At 65.8% G+C, this 14,358-nt stretch carries 20 protein-coding genes and 1 pseudogene; 12 read left to right on the forward strand and 9 right to left on the reverse strand.

Annotated features, from left to right (window positions below; all coding sequences use genetic code 11):
* The first annotated feature begins 33 nt into the window (after window positions 1-33).
* From ACH495_RS07960 to ACH495_RS07970, 3 genes are all read left to right on the forward strand, one after another.
* On the forward strand, window positions 34-630 hold the full coding sequence (locus ACH495_RS07960; protein WP_396856961.1) for a TetR/AcrR family transcriptional regulator: 597 nt from the start codon (window positions 34-36) through the stop codon (window positions 628-630).
* Between the two features lie 85 nt (window positions 631-715).
* Window positions 716-1,318: a dihydrofolate reductase family protein gene (locus tag ACH495_RS07965; RefSeq protein WP_396856962.1), complete on the forward strand. Its 603-nt coding sequence runs from the start codon at window positions 716-718 to the stop codon at window positions 1,316-1,318.
* Between the two features lie 118 nt (window positions 1,319-1,436).
* The gene (locus ACH495_RS07970) at window positions 1,437-1,994 is read left to right on the forward strand and encodes an SET domain-containing protein (protein ID WP_396856963.1); all 558 of its coding nucleotides are present in this window, start codon (window positions 1,437-1,439) and stop codon (window positions 1,992-1,994) included.
* On the opposite strand, the pseudogene ACH495_RS07975 reads toward ACH495_RS07970, so the two are convergent.
* Both ACH495_RS07975 and ACH495_RS07980 read right to left on the reverse strand, forming a co-directional pair.
* Window positions 1,985-2,226, reverse strand: a pseudogene (locus ACH495_RS07975) (type II toxin-antitoxin system RelE/ParE family toxin). The gene ACH495_RS07970 and the pseudogene ACH495_RS07975 overlap by 10 nt on opposite strands.
* A 6-nt stretch (window positions 2,227-2,232) precedes the next feature.
* On the reverse strand, window positions 2,233-2,520 hold the full coding sequence (locus ACH495_RS07980; RefSeq protein ID WP_396856964.1) for a type II toxin-antitoxin system Phd/YefM family antitoxin: 288 nt from the start codon (window positions 2,518-2,520) through the stop codon (window positions 2,233-2,235).
* Window positions 2,521-2,604: 84 nt separating this feature from the next.
* On the opposite strand from ACH495_RS07980, the gene ACH495_RS07985 reads away from it, so the two are divergent.
* A complete protein-coding gene (locus ACH495_RS07985) occupies window positions 2,605-3,054 on the forward strand; it encodes a GNAT family N-acetyltransferase (RefSeq protein WP_396856965.1) in 450 nt (149 codons plus the stop codon).
* A 41-nt stretch (window positions 3,055-3,095) separates the two neighbouring features.
* Window positions 3,096-3,551 (forward strand): hypothetical protein, encoded by a 456-nt coding sequence (locus tag ACH495_RS07990; RefSeq protein WP_396856966.1) that lies wholly within the window; start codon window positions 3,096-3,098, stop codon window positions 3,549-3,551.
* On the opposite strand, the gene ACH495_RS07995 is transcribed toward ACH495_RS07990, so the two are convergent.
* Window positions 3,548-4,042, reverse strand: coding sequence for a hypothetical protein (locus ACH495_RS07995; RefSeq protein WP_396856967.1), 495 nt, complete (start codon window positions 4,040-4,042; stop codon window positions 3,548-3,550). The genes ACH495_RS07990 and ACH495_RS07995 overlap by 4 nt on opposite strands.
* Before the next feature lie 401 nt (window positions 4,043-4,443).
* Window positions 4,444-4,839 (reverse strand): hypothetical protein, encoded by a 396-nt coding sequence (locus ACH495_RS08000; RefSeq protein WP_396856968.1) that lies wholly within the window; start codon window positions 4,837-4,839, stop codon window positions 4,444-4,446.
* Window positions 4,840-5,140: 301 nt separating this feature from the next.
* On the opposite strand from ACH495_RS08000, the gene ACH495_RS08005 reads away from it, so the two are divergent.
* The 5 genes from ACH495_RS08005 to ACH495_RS08025 all read left to right on the forward strand — a co-directional run bounded on the left by ACH495_RS08005 (window position 5,141) and on the right by ACH495_RS08025 (window position 9,853).
* Window positions 5,141-6,046, forward strand: coding sequence for a hypothetical protein (locus ACH495_RS08005; protein ID WP_396856969.1), 906 nt, complete (start codon window positions 5,141-5,143; stop codon window positions 6,044-6,046).
* A 118-nt stretch (window positions 6,047-6,164) separates the two neighbouring features.
* Window positions 6,165-6,695, forward strand: a complete 531-nt coding sequence (locus ACH495_RS08010; protein ID WP_396856970.1) for a hypothetical protein — start codon at window positions 6,165-6,167, stop codon at window positions 6,693-6,695.
* A 120-nt stretch (window positions 6,696-6,815) separates the two neighbouring features.
* Window positions 6,816-7,529, forward strand: a complete 714-nt coding sequence (locus ACH495_RS08015) for a hypothetical protein (RefSeq protein WP_396856971.1) — start codon at window positions 6,816-6,818, stop codon at window positions 7,527-7,529.
* A 448-nt stretch (window positions 7,530-7,977) separates the two neighbouring features.
* Window positions 7,978-9,165 carry an AIPR family protein gene (locus ACH495_RS08020; protein WP_396856972.1) on the forward strand — a complete coding sequence of 396 codons (1,188 nt, stop codon included), beginning with the start codon at window positions 7,978-7,980 and terminating at the stop codon, window positions 9,163-9,165.
* 193 nt (window positions 9,166-9,358) lie between these two features.
* Entirely contained in the window at window positions 9,359-9,853 is a 495-nt protein-coding gene (locus ACH495_RS08025; protein WP_396857333.1) for an HD domain-containing protein, read from the forward strand.
* Here the strand turns inward: ACH495_RS08025 and ACH495_RS08030 are convergent.
* Both ACH495_RS08030 and ACH495_RS08035 read right to left on the reverse strand, forming a co-directional pair.
* Window positions 9,850-10,320 carry an NUDIX hydrolase gene (locus tag ACH495_RS08030; protein ID WP_396856973.1) on the reverse strand — a complete coding sequence of 157 codons (471 nt, stop codon included), beginning with the start codon at window positions 10,318-10,320 and terminating at the stop codon, window positions 9,850-9,852. The genes ACH495_RS08025 and ACH495_RS08030 overlap by 4 nt on opposite strands.
* A gap of 26 nt (window positions 10,321-10,346) precedes the next feature.
* Window positions 10,347-11,096, reverse strand: a complete 750-nt coding sequence (locus tag ACH495_RS08035; protein ID WP_396856974.1) for a multiprotein-bridging factor 1 family protein — start codon at window positions 11,094-11,096, stop codon at window positions 10,347-10,349.
* 199 nt (window positions 11,097-11,295) lie between these two features.
* On the opposite strand from ACH495_RS08035, the gene ACH495_RS08040 reads away from it, so the two are divergent.
* Both ACH495_RS08040 and ACH495_RS08045 read left to right on the forward strand, forming a co-directional pair.
* Window positions 11,296-11,463, forward strand: coding sequence for a hypothetical protein (locus ACH495_RS08040; protein WP_396856975.1), 168 nt, complete (start codon window positions 11,296-11,298; stop codon window positions 11,461-11,463).
* A complete protein-coding gene (locus tag ACH495_RS08045) occupies window positions 11,453-12,646 on the forward strand; it encodes a helix-turn-helix domain-containing protein (RefSeq protein WP_396856976.1) in 1,194 nt (397 codons plus the stop codon). Before ACH495_RS08040 ends, ACH495_RS08045 begins: the two co-directional genes overlap by 11 nt.
* A gap of 118 nt (window positions 12,647-12,764) precedes the next feature.
* Here ACH495_RS08045 and ACH495_RS08050 read toward each other — a convergent pair whose 3' ends face one another.
* The 3 genes from ACH495_RS08050 to ACH495_RS08060 form a co-directional block, all read right to left on the reverse strand.
* Window positions 12,765-13,019 (reverse strand): Smr/MutS family protein, encoded by a 255-nt coding sequence (locus tag ACH495_RS08050; protein ID WP_013288724.1) that lies wholly within the window; start codon window positions 13,017-13,019, stop codon window positions 12,765-12,767.
* A 56-nt stretch (window positions 13,020-13,075) separates the two neighbouring features.
* Window positions 13,076-13,438 (reverse strand): M48 family metallopeptidase, encoded by a 363-nt coding sequence (locus tag ACH495_RS08055; RefSeq protein WP_281938250.1) that lies wholly within the window; start codon window positions 13,436-13,438, stop codon window positions 13,076-13,078.
* 85 nt (window positions 13,439-13,523) lie between these two features.
* Window positions 13,524-14,294 carry an ROK family protein gene (locus tag ACH495_RS08060; protein WP_396856977.1) on the reverse strand — a complete coding sequence of 257 codons (771 nt, stop codon included), beginning with the start codon at window positions 14,292-14,294 and terminating at the stop codon, window positions 13,524-13,526.
* Window positions 14,295-14,358 lie beyond the last annotated feature (64 nt).

Genomic DNA, 14,358 nt, shown 5'->3' on the forward strand with positions numbered 1-14,358 from the left:
GAGACGGTCCGTCTCGCTGGTACGGTACCCCACATGACGCCGCCGAACACGGCCCGCCGGAGTGAGACCTCCCGCCGCGCCATCCTCACCGCGGCCTTCGACCTGGTGCAGGAGGTCGAGTACGCAAAGGTCACCATCGAACGCATCGCCGCCCGCGCCGGCGTCGGCAAACAGACCATCTACCGCTGGTGGCCGTCCAAGGGCGCTGTCGTCTTCGACGCGTTCCTCATGCTCAGCGAAGGCGCCGAGGGTGAGCCAGTACGACTCCCGGACACCGGCGACCTGGCAGCCGACCTGACCGGCGTGCTCCGCGCCACGGTCGCGGAGTTGACCGATCCCCGGTACGAGCCTCCGATGCGCGCGCTGGCCACCGAGATCGCGCACGACCCCGAGCTGGCGGCGACCTATGCCGAACGGCTGGACGGGCCGCTGCGGGAGGCGAAACGCGAGCGCCTGCGCAGCGCCCAGCGGGCCGGACAACTCGCCGAGGAGGTCGACCTCGACGTGGCGGTGGACCTGATCTGGGGCCCGCTGTTCCAGCGCTGGCTCCACCGCGCCGGGCCGCTCACGACCGACTGGACGGACCGCCTGGTCGTCACCGCGCTCGACGGGCTGCGACCCCGCCGGTGAACTTCTTCCGGCCGGAATGTCGAGAACCGCCCGGTCGGCTTCTACCCCGGGTGAAGGCTGGTTGATGCGACCCGAGGAGCACACGATGAGCAAGGTGACCACCGGCGCGACCATGTCCCTGGACGGCTACGTCGCCGACGCGTCGCACGGCGGCTTCGACCACCTCTTCCAGTGGTATGGCAACGGTGACGTGGCGGTGCCGACCGCCAACCCCGACATGACGTTCCGGACGTCGGCGGCCAGCGCCGCACACATCCGGGCGCTGACCGAGCGCACCGGCGCGCTGGTCGTCGGCCGCACGCTGTTCGACCTGACAGGCGGCTGGGGCGGCCGGCACCCGCTGGACATGCCGGTGGTCGTGGTGACCCACCACGTGCCGGCGGGCTGGGCGCCCGAAGGTGAGTCGTTCGTGTTCGTCACCGACGGCATCGAGCGGGCGGTCGAGCGGGCCCGCGCCCTGGCGGGCGGCAACGAGGTCGTCGTGAACGCCGGGACGATCGCGCGGCAGGTGCTGGAGGCGGGGCTGCTCGACGAGGTGCACGTCGACCTGGTGCCGGTGCTGCTCGGCGACGGGATCCCGTTCTTCTCCGGGCTGGGGATCGCGCCGGTGCAGTTCGACGGGCCGTTCCGGGTGGTCGAGGGCGTCGGCGTCACCCACCTGGCCTACCGGGTACGCCGACCGGCCTGATCCTTCGTCGCCCCGGCCTGATCCTTCGTCGCCCGGCCTCCTGCTCAGCAGGGCCAGGGGACGAGGACTGACGCTCCCGCGTCTTGAGATGCCGGGGCCGCAGGGCGAAGGTGGACAGGTGTGGAACGCTCCGGAACCGGACTGCTGGCTTCACCCGGACGTCGAGGTCCGTCCGTCCGGGATCGCGGGTGAGGGCCTGTTCGCCCGTGCCCCCATCCCCGCCGGGACGGCGGTGTCCCGGCTCGGTGGCGGACTCGTCACCGACGAGGAGCTGCGCGAACTGTTCGCCCGGCCGGACCGCCTCTACATCGACACCATCACGGTGTGGGAGGACCGGCATCTGGTCCTCCCACCCGGTCGCCCCAACGGCAAGGGCAACCACGGCTGCGACCCGAACCTGTGGTGGGACGCGCCCTTCACCCTGGTCACCCGCCGGGCCGTCGCGGCCGGCGAGGAACTGACGAACGACTACGCCACCAGCACCGGCACCGCCGACTTCGCGATGGCGTGCGGATGCGGCGCGGCGCGCTGCCGCCGGGTCGTCACCGGCGACGACTGGCGGCTGCCGGACCTCCAACACCGGTACGGCAACCACTGGGTTCCCGTTCTCCTGACTCGGATTCAAAGATCGCAGCCCATCAACTCATCCGGGCTGACACGAGCGGATCAGGAGTAGACGTCTTTCCGGTGTCCGACGGCGTGGATGGTCAAGTCGTCGCCATCGAGGCGATAGAGCACCCGGTAGTCACCGACGCGCAGACGACGCCCAGATCCGTCACGCATCTCGGTGGAGTTTTGCGGCGCGGATCGGAAATCAAACCAAGGATCGCGCTCAGGACAGTGAGGAAGATGTTCCGCGGCTGCTTGTGCAACCACACCAGCACGTCACGGTCGATCTGGACCTTCATGCCGCCTCACCGTGCCCGGTCGGCCAGGAGGGCCTCCACCTCCTTCGGGTCGACCCCGAGCGACTCCAGGGCAGCAGAAAGCGGCACGAACTGACCGTCCGCGCGGGACCGAGCGATCACCTCCGAGTCCCGACGGTCCCGAAACGCCTCGATCTCTTCCCACTCGTCGATGCCTACCAGCACGGCGACGGGTCGTTCGTACTTGGTGATGATGACGGGCTCGCCGGTGCGTTCGACCGCTTCCAGCACGCGACCAACGCCGTCGCGAAACTCTCGTAGCGTCATCGTCGTCATGTACCGTACTGTACCACGCGGTACCTTTCGGCAGATCAATAACCTCCTGGCCTGGCGCGCACCATGCTCGCTACGCTGCGCCGCATGCGGCTGGCGAAGATCACCCCCGACAACTACGAGGCGGCCCTCGCGCTATCGGTACGCCCCGACCAGGAGGATCTGGTGGCGCCGGTGGTCAAGTCGCTGGCCGAGGCGTACGTCTTCCCCGAGCACGCCTGGCCGAGGCTGGTCTACGACGGTGATCGGCTGGTCGGTTTCCTGATGGCATTCTTCGACATCCCGTGGGGCGACAACCCGGACGACCTGCGGGCCGGTCTCTGGCGACTCAACATCGCGGCCGACGCGCAGGGCCACGGGTACGGCCGGTTCGCGGTGGAGGCGGTGTGCGAGGAGATCCGGGCCCGGGGCGGCGACCGGGCGTATGTCACCTGGGAGCCCCGCCCCGGCGGCCCGGAGGCGTTCTATCTCAAGCTGGGCTTCCGGCCGACAGGTGAGCAGAGCGGTGGCCAGACGGTCGCCGTGCGGGACCTGTAGACCGGCCCTCGGTGTCGGCCCCGGCTGGCATCATCCGCGCCGTGGGCATCCTCTGTGACTACTTCTCCGCCCCCAGCGACGAGGCGGCGGCCACGGCCGCCGACGTCCTGGGTGGTCCGCGCGCCGCGTCCGCTCCCGGTTTCGAGGTCGTCGAGCTGAAGGGCATCGAACCCGTCGTGCAGCTCGGCATGTTGGAGGCGATCCTGAGCGGCGTCGACTACGACGTCGTGACGCGGAACCTCAGGCAGGGCCACGCCGTCGCGGTCCGGCGCGACGGCGAGGTGCTGGTCGTCTCGCTGACCGACGAGCTGCGCGCCGCGCTGGCCGACGTCACGGAGAGCCGTCTTCACGAGGCGGCGGTGTCGTGGTCGGAGACCGAGGAGTTCCGAGGGCTGGCCGAGCCGTCGATAGTGGCCGAGGCCCTGGTCGAGCTGGCTGGTCTGGCCCGGCGGGCGACCGCCCGCGACGAGCGGCTCTACTGCTGGGTCTGCGTCTAGTCGCGGCGCGTCACCACTCCCCCTGCGGAAATTGTGTCGACCGGTGCAGCCCTGCGGTGCGCCTTCGGTTGCCGAGCGGCCATGACCGCGACGCCGAACGAGACGACGTACAGGACGAGTAAGAAGACAAGCCACCGGTCCACCCGGCCCCAGACCCAGACCAGCACGGCACCGCCGGCGGCGGACCCAGCATTCAAAGCCACGTAGAAGCGGGCCAACCAGGCTCCCAACCACCGGGCCCACGCACGGTCGTTGCGCAGTCCGTGGCAGGCAACACCTGTCGCGACGGCGAACAGGAAAGACGCGACGATGTCACCGAGCCAGATCCCCGTGCCGGCGGTGCGGCCGAGTGCCGAGATCAGCAGCATGTGGGCCGGCCCGAGGAGCGGGGCGAAATTCAGGGTCGTGATCACCCACAGGGTTCCGCGAAGCAGCACCGATCCGACCAGCCCGATCAACAGCCAGGCTCCAGCCGACCACTCTTTGAACATGTTCAGATTTTGTATCACCTGCCGCGCGGGCCGCAGTCCCGGCGAAGCGCTACTTCCAGCGGTATTGATCTAGGTCAGGGTGCATAGTCCATCAAACGGGCAAGACCCCCTCTGACCCGCGGGCAGAACCGTGGTGGTGGTCAACGATGGTCGCTTCCGGTTGCCCTTCGACGGCCTGGCTACGGCATGATCTTGAACTTCGGCTCAAGCCTCCGGGGACTCGAACCCTGAATCCGGCCGGTCTCACGAGTATGTGCCGAGATCGTGCGGATCGAGCTGCTGAGCAGCGCGCCTGTTCACGCTGCCTACCATCGTTTGACAGCCCTTTTCACCCTCGGTTGTGCCGGAGTTGCGCCCGTTGATCTTGCTGAAGACAGGCGTGCCGCGCTAGGCAGGAGGGGCTACTTGAAGACGCCGATGATCCCCGTGACCGTGCCGACGATGCCGCTGACCGTTGCGAGCTTCGCTGACGCCCCGGTCCAGATGCCCCTCGTCTTCTCCCGCCATCCGAGAGACCACCAGTCACGCCCGAACTTCTGCCACTTGTGCTGCCTGAGGTGACATCCCAGGACCAGCCCTGTCGAGTTGTTGCGGCAGAACTCGACCACGCCAACGCGCTTGCGGTTGATCGCGCCGCAGTATACGGGCGCTTGGAAGAGGACGAAGGCGATCAGTAGGCCGACGAGAACGGCGTAGAGGCCCGGACCGACCGCGTTGTTGCCCAGGGACAAGAGAAGCACTGCCAGGACGATGTAGCCCCAGTACTGCCACAACTTCGATCTTCCACGCGATGCCATGACTGCGTACCGTATGCGTGATACTGCACAACGTGCACGCAGATCGTCTGTCGGTCTTCCGACGCCTTCGCCACTGCCTGCGGCGGGTGGCGCACGCTTCACAGCGGTTCGAGTCGGACGGGTGCGCTCTGAACTGCCGCTACGCTGCCGCCGCATGATTGATCCAGAATCGAGCGTCTCCGCTTGACCCGGATTCTGGCACTGCGCGATCTTGTTCACGCGTGCTATTAAGTACCGATGGGCGCGCTGCTTGTCGTGGCGCGAGGGCTTAGCGCAACGCCAGCCGACGAAGGGGGGTCAGGTGGCACAGCGGACGGTTCGCTTCTATGAAATCCTGAACAAGGAGAAGGAGCGATTCCCCAACAAGATCCCCTTCGAAGATCTCCTGCGCGAGGTTGACGAACTGGATGATGACGCCGCCTACGTGTCAACCAGAACTATGGAACTGCTGGGTTCGACGTACCTTCCGTATCCGGGAGGCACGAAGCAGGCAGCCCCGTTGATCACTCTTGACCGCATCACCCGAGACGTGCGGCTTCGCATTGAACGTCGACGGAACTACCGTCCGTTGGTGCTAGACCAAGACGAGACTCTGGCAGAGCCAACCTTCTACTCCATTTTCGACAACAATGTTGTTGGCGTCATGCGGAATTCAGGGTCGGCACCCGGAGCGCCGTCGTTCAGAGAATATATTAATAAGCTCGAACTCATCGAGGGTGGGATCGAGTTGGCGCCGCTCGTGGACCGCGACGCCCTCCGAGCCCTGCGAGAGGTCCAGACCCTTACGAAGTTCAACCTCGCCGTAGGCCCTGACGTGACAGCGGATGTTTTCGGTGAAGGTAGCATGATCACGGGGTTGATCCGTCATTGGCGGCAAAACCTCGGCAACGTGGGTATTGAGGTCTCGATTAGGATTTCTCCGAAGGGGCAACAGGAGGAGTCCGAAATCGCCTTCAGGGACATTGAGCAGCTAGCGACATCCAACGCTATCGGATATGTGGACAAGGCGGAGATTGCATACCGGCGCATCGAGGATGGCCGGGCATCGACCTTCGATCTGCTGCAAGAGGCAGTAGCGCAGTCCGTCGAGGTGGACCTCGACGAGGACTCGAACCAGCCTACCGTCCTCTCGGTGGCGCAAGGCATGGCTGAGGCGTACGACGAGCTGTATGAGGAGATCCTGTCCGCCCTGCGTGCGACTTCCTGACAGACCCTCGGCGTAGTCTCCGCTCATGGGTAGCTCAGGGCAGCTCAGCTCAGCGAAGGACCGGCCCTCCCGGCTTCACCGGCTGCACGAACAGTGGGTGCGCTGGTGGTGGGCTGACGTGGTCGCTGCGGTTGCCGTGACGGCCATTTGTGCCTGGAAGGTTTCCCCAGGCACGGGCGTCGATCTCATGGGCCAGCTTTCACTCGCTGATAGGCGAAACGTATACACGGACCTTCTCGCCTTAGCGACCATCTTTGCCGGGTTCGGCGGAGTAGTGTTCGCTATCTTTATCGGGTTGCAGAGCCGATCGGTAAGAGAAATCAAGGAGCGAGTGGGAGAGCACCTCCTTCGAGTTTGGCTTTCGGCCCTCTTGGCACCGTGGGTAAGCGCCTTCGCCATCGTGATAGCCAAGGTCCTCGATCGTGGAGGAAAGGGATCAAGTAACGAAGCTCGTTGGCTGGCGGTTGCAGCGACGGGTCTCGTAGCTCTTCAACTTTTTCGAGTCCTGTGGGTCTTCTACAATCTGGCAACCATTGAAACGCAGGGCGCAAAGCCTACTGTCGCAACCGCAAAGCAGCCAGCGCGGATTGGAAAGCAGCGGCCCTCCAAAAAGACGGACTCTGCGGCGATGATAGTTGAGCAGAGGTGATCGGCTCATTCTTTTACGCGACTCGCCGGCTCCGTTGGGGCCTGCCCTGCCGCCGTTCGGCCATCCCGTCGGCCTTCGTCCGCACGTCTGTGGAGCAGGTAGGGGCCTGCCCGGCTCCGGGTGGTGCCGGCGTCGGGCAACCTGATGGTCTGCCAACGCCAGTTCTGGATGGGCACCCACCGCGCCGGCATGGTGGCCCGCATCTGGGCCGACTGCGACCTGATCCACGTCCTCATCGCCGGCATCCGCATCAAAACCGTCCGCTCTCACCTGAGCGTCAACGACCTGACCACCCTCGTTCGTCAGGGCGCCGTCCCGGCCGGGCCCGCACCTCTGCCACCCGTCGAGGACGGCGACGCCATCGAGGTCGAACGCTGCGTCAACCGAGGCGGCGGGGTCTCCCTGGGCAAACACATCGTCCTGGCCGCAGAGATCCTCGCCGGCCGCCGCGTCGGCATCCGCATCGAAGCGGCCACCCTCATGTTCTACGACCTCGACACCCGCGAACTGCTGCGCACCCGCACCAACCCGCTCCGACCCGAGCAGGTCAAACGCCTACGCGGGTCCCGACCAGCCGGCCCACCACCACGCCCCTCGGTCGAACCCGTCCGAGTGCAACGCAGGGCTTCCAACAGCGGCATCATCATGGTCACCGGCCAGAAGGTCGCCCTCGGTCGGCTGCACCGCCACCAGACCGTCACCGTGACCGTCTCCGAGACGACCCTGGCCATCGAACTCACCGACGGAGACACCAAGGTCGTCCGCCGCACGACCAACCAGCCCGTCCGTAGCATCAAAGGCCAGCGACCGCGGATCGCTACCCAAGTTTCCTAGACCACCCGTCGCACATCACCTGGCGGAACCGCGTCGCACATCAGCTGACGGATCACAATCACTAGACACACCCACCGGACACTCTCACCGCCTTCCCCATCGACTCTAGAGCGGGACAGGTTGCCGGGGGCCTTGCCTCCGCGCCATCGAAATCTGGGGTGAGCTGGTTTCCGGTACCCTCCCACCGATAGCGGTGAGCTGCACAGCACGGGAGACTGGAGAGCAATGACAGAAGAAGATGCGCCGAACTCGCCTTCGCCTGCTCCCGTGATGAACCCCCTGTGGATCATTTCGCTTTTTCTCGGAGTGGCCGAGGTTTCGGCTGGATCGGTGGCTGCCCTAACTACCGGCTGGATCCAAGGCACGCTGACAATCTTCTTCGTCTTATTTTCTACAACTGTTGCTGTTGGGTTCTTCTGGATCTTGCTAAGACGCCCGTACGTCCTCTATGCACCGCGACTTCACCGAGCCCACCTCGGTGACGGCGCTTGTGCAGGCACACACAAGCTCGGCGACTCATGAAGGCGCCGCTGTCGAGGAATTAGTTACTACAGCGATCCGGGCGGCTTTCGAACATTCAGCCCTAGTCGATGCGGCGTTATCACAGTCCGAGGACAGCCTGCCGGTAGCGGAACGAGAGTTGGTCGTCGAGCAAGCAGTTAGTGTGGCCAAAGAGGTACTGACAAGCGAGTCGGTCACAATCCAGTTCGGCTTGTCGGTCGGCCTACAGGACGATTCCGGAAGGGTTATCCAGGTTCCAGTTGGTTCAGGTGTAACTGTAGACCAGTTCTTGGAGTCCATCTCAACATCAATAGACGGCCTTTCGCTGCCTCTTGAGTCGTACGGGAGGGAGTGGTTTCTGATCCATGGAGAGGAGCCGCTCCACAACCTCAGCTCTCGTCGACGCGCCCATACTCAGGGTCAGGCAGACGGCAGGCTCCTAAGCGAAGCCGGTGTTCGACCTTCCGAGATATTCTCTGTTCGCTTAGCACCTTTGCCGCAACCAGAGAGGCGAGCAGCAGGTCGCGCCACACGCGACGCTGGCGAGTTGCCGCACTTCGATTCAGTTGCGGAATTCCACGCCTACGTCTTTGAGGCGAAATTGACAGTCGCACACCTTCGCGCTATCGCCGAATCTCTGGGCATTAACATAAGCGGTGGGTACAAGAAAGCCGACCTAGCCGATCGGATTGCGGAGGTCATCCTCGGAGTTGATCTGGACTTCCCGCTTGACAATGCAAGAATCCTTCCAACGTCGGCTGGCGTAACGGCCGCTATCGGCACGGTAGCGGCCACTGAGGTTGCGGGGTGGCATGCCTCATTCCGGGAACGACTCTTTGGAGTTAACGTGCGGCAATACCTTGGAGGGCAGGTCGCGCAAAGCCAGGTGGCACAGAGTCGAGAAGAACTGAACTCCGAGCCGCACGCATTCGTAGCGTTCAACAGTGGGATCACAATATTGGCAGACCGATTCTACATGCTTCAAAGAGGTGCCAATCGCGCAGAGATGCGTGTCGAGGGCGCTCGGGTCGTTAACGGGGGCCAAACTGTCCTCGCGATTAGCCAGGCGTGCTCTGAGAACTCGGAGGTCGGCAATTCCGTGCACGTTGTCGTTCGTATTGTTTCGCAGTCCTGAGCGCTTGCAAAGACACTCCCAACGCCGTGGTCACGGCTCGCTTCCGCCAACCTGCTACCTCTAACCGGCGGAAACTTTCGGCGCCGCCTAGCACACGCGTCGGCCTCTACCACTGCAAGCAGGGGGGCCGTAGCCTGGCACGGTGAACGTTCTAGCTGCCCGAGCTGCTCAGGTCTCCGAGCAACGCCTGGCTGTGGCTCTCCCTAGTCGGTGGAGGCATGTGCAGGCTGTGGGAGCGAAGGCTGAGAGCCTTGGCCGGCTCGTCGGCGATGACGCGGAGCTGCTCGCTGCTGCGGGATGGCTGCATGACATCGGCTACGCCCCTGACATCGTTGACACCGGCTTTCATGCCCTGGATGGTGCTCGATGGTTGCTCCGGCAGGGCTTCCAGCCGCGGCTGGCAAGCTTGGTCGCTCATCACTCGTGCGCCTCTTACGAAGCTGAGGAACGAGGGTTGAAGCCTGCTCTCATGGCGGAGTTTCCCCTCGAACAGTCACCGACCTCCGACGCTCTCTGGTTCGCCGACATGACTACAGGGCCTGACGGTCAAGATCTCACGGTGGATGAACGGCTGGCGGAGATCCGCGAGCGATACGGACCGGATGACCTAGTGACGCGCTTCTGGGTGAAGGCGGAAGCGCCGCTGTTAGAGGCTGTCCGTCGAACGGAAGAACGGCTTACTGCCTAGCCGATGTACGGCTGCTTCCGGTTTTCGAAGCCGTGATCGATCCGAAGCCGCATCGAAGGGTGGATCGTGAGGTCGTCCAGCTCTTCGCGTGCGACCCATCGGACCTCCGAGGACTCGTCGCTCGGCGTCGGCTGGCCGCTGACGTAGCGACCACGGAAGCAGATCGAGAACTGCTGTCGCACCTCGCCGTCGCTGTACTCGACCACGTGGTTCGGGTTGGTGTAGATCCCGACCACGCTGGTCACCTCGATCTCTACACCGGCCTCCTCCCGCGTCTCACGGACAGCTGTCTCGGCGATGTACTCCCCGAACTCCTGGCCGCCGCCGGGCAGCGCCCAGAGACCGTTGTCGGTCCGCCTGATGAGGAGTAACCGGCCCAGTTCGTCCTGCACAAAGACGGTGACCGCGACCACGATGCTGTTCGGCTTCGGGGCGTTCGGGTCGTTGAAGTGCTCGGTTCGGGCCATGGTCCTAGCCTCTCACCGCCGGCGGCTCAGTGCTCCGGCCAGACGGCCCGCTTCTTCCCCAGCACCTGCTTGAAGCTGGCGACGTAGTTGTCGAACAGCTCCGCTCCACCGATGCGCCGTAGATGCAACACCGGGGCGTAGGCGGCCGGCGTGCCGTAGAGGTGGGTGTTGACCAGCATCTCGTCATCGAAGCGGTAGATGGAGTTGTAGAGGATCGTGTCGTGGTAGTAGATCCCGACGTTGTCGAGGTCTCGCAGGTCCTTGTAGAAGGCCAGCGCGTTCAGGATCTTGCTCGACATGGCAGCTCCGATGCCCTCGTCGTCTCCCCGTTCGGCGATGTGCTTACCCTCGGGATCACCGAATAGCAATTCCACCTGGGCGCCCGCGAGCGCCTTCTCCCGCAGGGTCGGCACCCATCGGTGGTTGAACTCGGGCAGGAACAGACCGCCGTAGACCAGGACGCCGACCTGTCGGGTGGCCTTGTCCAGGAGCTGCTGCCACAAGTCGGTCGGAACGGCTCCGCGGCGCGGGTAGATGTGGATGATCTCGGACTGACTGATCTGCACCGCTCGCTGCGTCGGCAGCGCGTTTGGCCAGAGGTACGTCTCGCTCTCGTCCAACAACGAGGCGATGGCGTGTCGATGGCGCGGGTACGGATTCCGATTTTGCGTGATCCATCGCTCCACAGTCTTCGGGTCGACGCCGAGTTGCCCGGCGAGCAGTGCCGGCGTCAACCCCTTCTTCAGAAGCCCACTACGAAGACGGTCGTTCGGCATCAGAATCCCTGGTCAGAGCGCTGCGGACGACTTGCGGGACGACACAACCTAACAAGGACGTCCCCTCTCGTCCATCACCAGCGGTGAAGTCGTCGTTACCTCAAGCTGCATTCTGCTCCCGATCCGCTAACGGGCCATATCGCTCACCGCTGAGGAGCAGTCATGGAAGGTCCACTGGGAAGCAGCCTCGGAGATGCCGATGCCTCGGCGTAAGGACCGACTGGAGGCGAGTCGTGGCGAACAGATCCAGGCGGCCGAGCGGGAGGCGGCCAAGCAACGCCTGCTCGCGCAGGCCGAGGAGGATCGGGTACCGACAGAGGAAACGACCCGCGCGGTGCCGGACCGGCGGTGGCGCCGTGACGACTGAGATGCTGCCGATCGGCAGGCGGGTGGCGCATTGGCGCAGCCGGCGGAAGATGTCCCAGCAGGTGTTCGCCGATCGGTTGGGCAAGTCGAAGAGTTGGGTGGACAAGGTCGAACGCGGCGTCCGGTCCCTCGATCGGGTGTCCACTCTTCACGACATCGCCACCGTGCTCCGCATCGATACGGCCGTGTTGCTCGGCCGCGATGCCGCGCCCGTCGACCCGACCGAGCGAGCCGAAGGCGTGAACCGGATCGCGGCGGCGCTGTCGACCTACCACGTCGCCAACGGACGGACCGCTGGCCGACCGCTGGTACCCGCGGACCGGATGGCCCGCACTGTCGAGCACGCCTGGACGACGTTTCAGCACGCTCGCTATTCGCAGGTCACCGCGCTCGCCCCGCTCTTGCTGGTCGACGCACAGCGCACCTACGCGGATGATCCCGTCGCTGGCCACCTGCCGCTCGTGCAAGCGTATCGGGTGACGGCGTCGCTGCTGACGAAGCTGGGGGCGAGTGACCTTGCGTGGCTCGCCGCCGACCGGGCCATGCATGTCGCCAATGACTCAGGGTCGACGGCGATGGCAGCGATACAGGTCAGTCAGGCACTGCGGGCCTGCGGTCGGAGCCGGGCGGCCATGTCCACGGCGCTGCACACCGCGTACCGGATCGCAACACCGGGCCGTGACGACTGCACTGCGGAGGAACTGTCGTTGTGCGGGGCGTTGCTGACTCAGAGTGCGCTCGCAGCGGCGCGGCACGGCGGTGACCGGGACACCGCCAGGCTGCTCGACGAGGCCGAGGCTCTGGCCACCCGGGTGGGCGACGGACATGACCACCACCGGACTGAGTTCGGGCCGACCACCGTGATGCTGGTACGGGCTCGCGCGGCTCTCGATCTCGATGACAGTCGTAACGCGGTCGAATGGCACGAGGAGGCAATGCTCCGTGACGGCTGGCGATGGTTGGCCGCCGAGCATCGCGCCGGCCATCTCGTGCACGTCGCGCGTGCGTACCTTCGGGCCGACCGACCAGTTCAGGGGGCCCGCGCCCTGGCCGACGCGTTCCGGATCGCGCCGGAGGAGTTACGTCACCGTCCATCCGCCCGCGCGACGCTCGCCCAGGTTGTCCGGGATCCCTGTGCCCCCGCCACGATCATCCAGCTCGCCGCGACGCTCGGGGTGGCTTGATCGACACCAGCTCGGGGAAGTGGCTGGGTCCGGGTGACCGGGATACCGCCACCTCGGCGAAGTGGAGTGGATCAAGCGCGAGCGGGCCGAGCGCGAGTGGATCAAGCGCCGGGAGCGGTTACTTCCAGCGGAAGTGCACGAACAGCCGGCCGAAGTTCTTCGAGTCCTTCTCGACCCGGTGGTAGAGCTGCTTCACGTCCTTCTGGTCGAGGAAGCGCAGCACCTTCTTCTTCAGCGCCCCGGAGCCCTTGCCCGGGATGATCTCCACGAGCGTGGCCTTCTTCGCCACCGCCTCGTCCATGATCCCGCGCAGCGCGCGGTCGATGTCGTGGCCCTTGTTGTAGATGTCGTGGAGATCGAGCTTCAGCTTCACGGGTCCATCCTAGGTACGCCGAAGGGCAGCCCACCCGGGCTGCCCTTCGGCGGAACTCAGCGACCGACCCGGCCCTCGACCCGGCGAAGAGCCGTGGTGTAGTCGGTGTTCGTCGAGTACATCGCCGCCGCGATGCGCAGGTGCCGCAGCGCGTCGGCCGGCCGGTTCATCCGCTCCAGCGTCCGACCGAGCACGTGGTGCGCGTAGTGGTCGCTCGGGTCCCGGTCGACCAGCTCGCGCAGGTGCTCCTCGGCGCGGTTGAGCTGCGCCGACTGGAAGTACGCCCGGGCCAGCAACTGCCGCACCGAGGAGTTGTCGGGCTCCGCCTCGATGATCGGCTCGAGCAGCCGGGCCGCTCCGGTCGGGTCTCCCGAGTCGAAGAACATGGTCGCCCGCCGGTACTCCGCCAGAAGGTCCACTCGACCCACCTCCTCGTGTCGCGTCAGCCCTTTGTCCGACGCTGGCACAACACCGGCGGAAGCGCGAGTGTTCCACGGGTAAGGATCAGGGCGTCGGGTCGTACCTGTCGCCCACCAGCTCCCAGGCCCGGACACCCCCCACGATTCCGGCCGTGTTCGGGACGACCACGACGTCGTCCCCCATCCGGGCCACCTGCTCCGGCCGGATCAGCCGCGCGTTGCCGCCGCCCAGATAGAGCCGGTCCCAGTGGAACACCGGCCGCAGGCCGTCCACCACCTGCCGGATCCGCCGGGACCAGAACGCGTCGCCGAGGCGCCGCCGTTCCGGCTCCCCGACGTACGTGTCGTAGGTGGTGTTCCACCGCACCGGCGCGTGCGACAGCTCCAGGTGCGGCGCGATCGTCCCGCCGTCGAAGAGCGCGCTGCCCAGCCCGGTGCCGAGCGTCAGCACCAGCTCGCAGCCGGTCCCGGCGACCACGCCGGCGCCGTGCACCTCGGCGTCGTTGAGCACCAGCGCGGGCACCCCGAACGCCTCGGCCAGCGCGCCGCGCGCGTCGTACCCGGACCACTCGGCGACCAGGTCCGGGTCCACGCGGCTGCGCGGCCCGGCGCGGGTCACGTAGTGCGGGGTGGCCACCACGACGCCGTGCCGGATCATGCCGGGCATGCCGACGGTGAGCCGGTCCGCCGCGGGCAGCCGGGCGCCGAGATCCAGCAGCGTCTTGACGAACAAGGACGGCGGCAGGGGGTACGGCGTGGGCACGCGCAGCGGCCGGGCGCGCATGGTGCCGGCGGCGTCCAGCACGGACGCCTTGATCCCGCCGCCCCCGCAGTCGATCGCCAGTGTGGTCGCCACGGCTGTGAGTCTCCCTCAGCGGTGTACCTGCCCGAGCGCGGGTCACGGTAATCCCGATGCGCGC

It is taken from the genome of Micromonospora sp. NPDC018662 (assembly GCF_044391475.1).
In the GTDB taxonomy this organism is placed as follows: Bacteria; Actinomycetota; Actinomycetes; order Mycobacteriales; family Micromonosporaceae; genus Micromonospora.

Bases quoted from the DNA above. Each gene is read 5' to 3' on its own strand.
- ACH495_RS07965 (WP_396856962.1), top strand. From the start codon at position 716: ATGAGCAAGGTGACCACCGGCGCGACCATGTCCCTGGACGGCTACGTC.
- ACH495_RS07980 (WP_396856964.1), bottom strand. From the start codon at position 2,520: ATGACGACGATGACGCTACGAGAGTTTCGCGACGGCGTTGGTCGCGTG.
- ACH495_RS07960 (WP_396856961.1), top strand. From the start codon at position 34: ATGACGCCGCCGAACACGGCCCGCCGGAGTGAGACCTCCCGCCGCGCC.
- ACH495_RS08040 (WP_396856975.1), top strand. From the start codon at position 11,296: ATGCCTCGGCGTAAGGACCGACTGGAGGCGAGTCGTGGCGAACAGATC.
- ACH495_RS08000 (WP_396856968.1), bottom strand. From the start codon at position 4,839: ATGGCATCGCGTGGAAGATCGAAGTTGTGGCAGTACTGGGGCTACATC.
- ACH495_RS08030 (WP_396856973.1), bottom strand. From the start codon at position 10,320: ATGGCCCGAACCGAGCACTTCAACGACCCGAACGCCCCGAAGCCGAAC.
- ACH495_RS07995 (WP_396856967.1), bottom strand. From the start codon at position 4,042: ATGTTCAAAGAGTGGTCGGCTGGAGCCTGGCTGTTGATCGGGCTGGTC.
- ACH495_RS08020 (WP_396856972.1), top strand. From the start codon at position 7,978: ATGCACCGCGACTTCACCGAGCCCACCTCGGTGACGGCGCTTGTGCAG.
- ACH495_RS08035 (WP_396856974.1), bottom strand. From the start codon at position 11,096: ATGCCGAACGACCGTCTTCGTAGTGGGCTTCTGAAGAAGGGGTTGACG.
- ACH495_RS07985 (WP_396856965.1), top strand. From the start codon at position 2,605: ATGCGGCTGGCGAAGATCACCCCCGACAACTACGAGGCGGCCCTCGCG.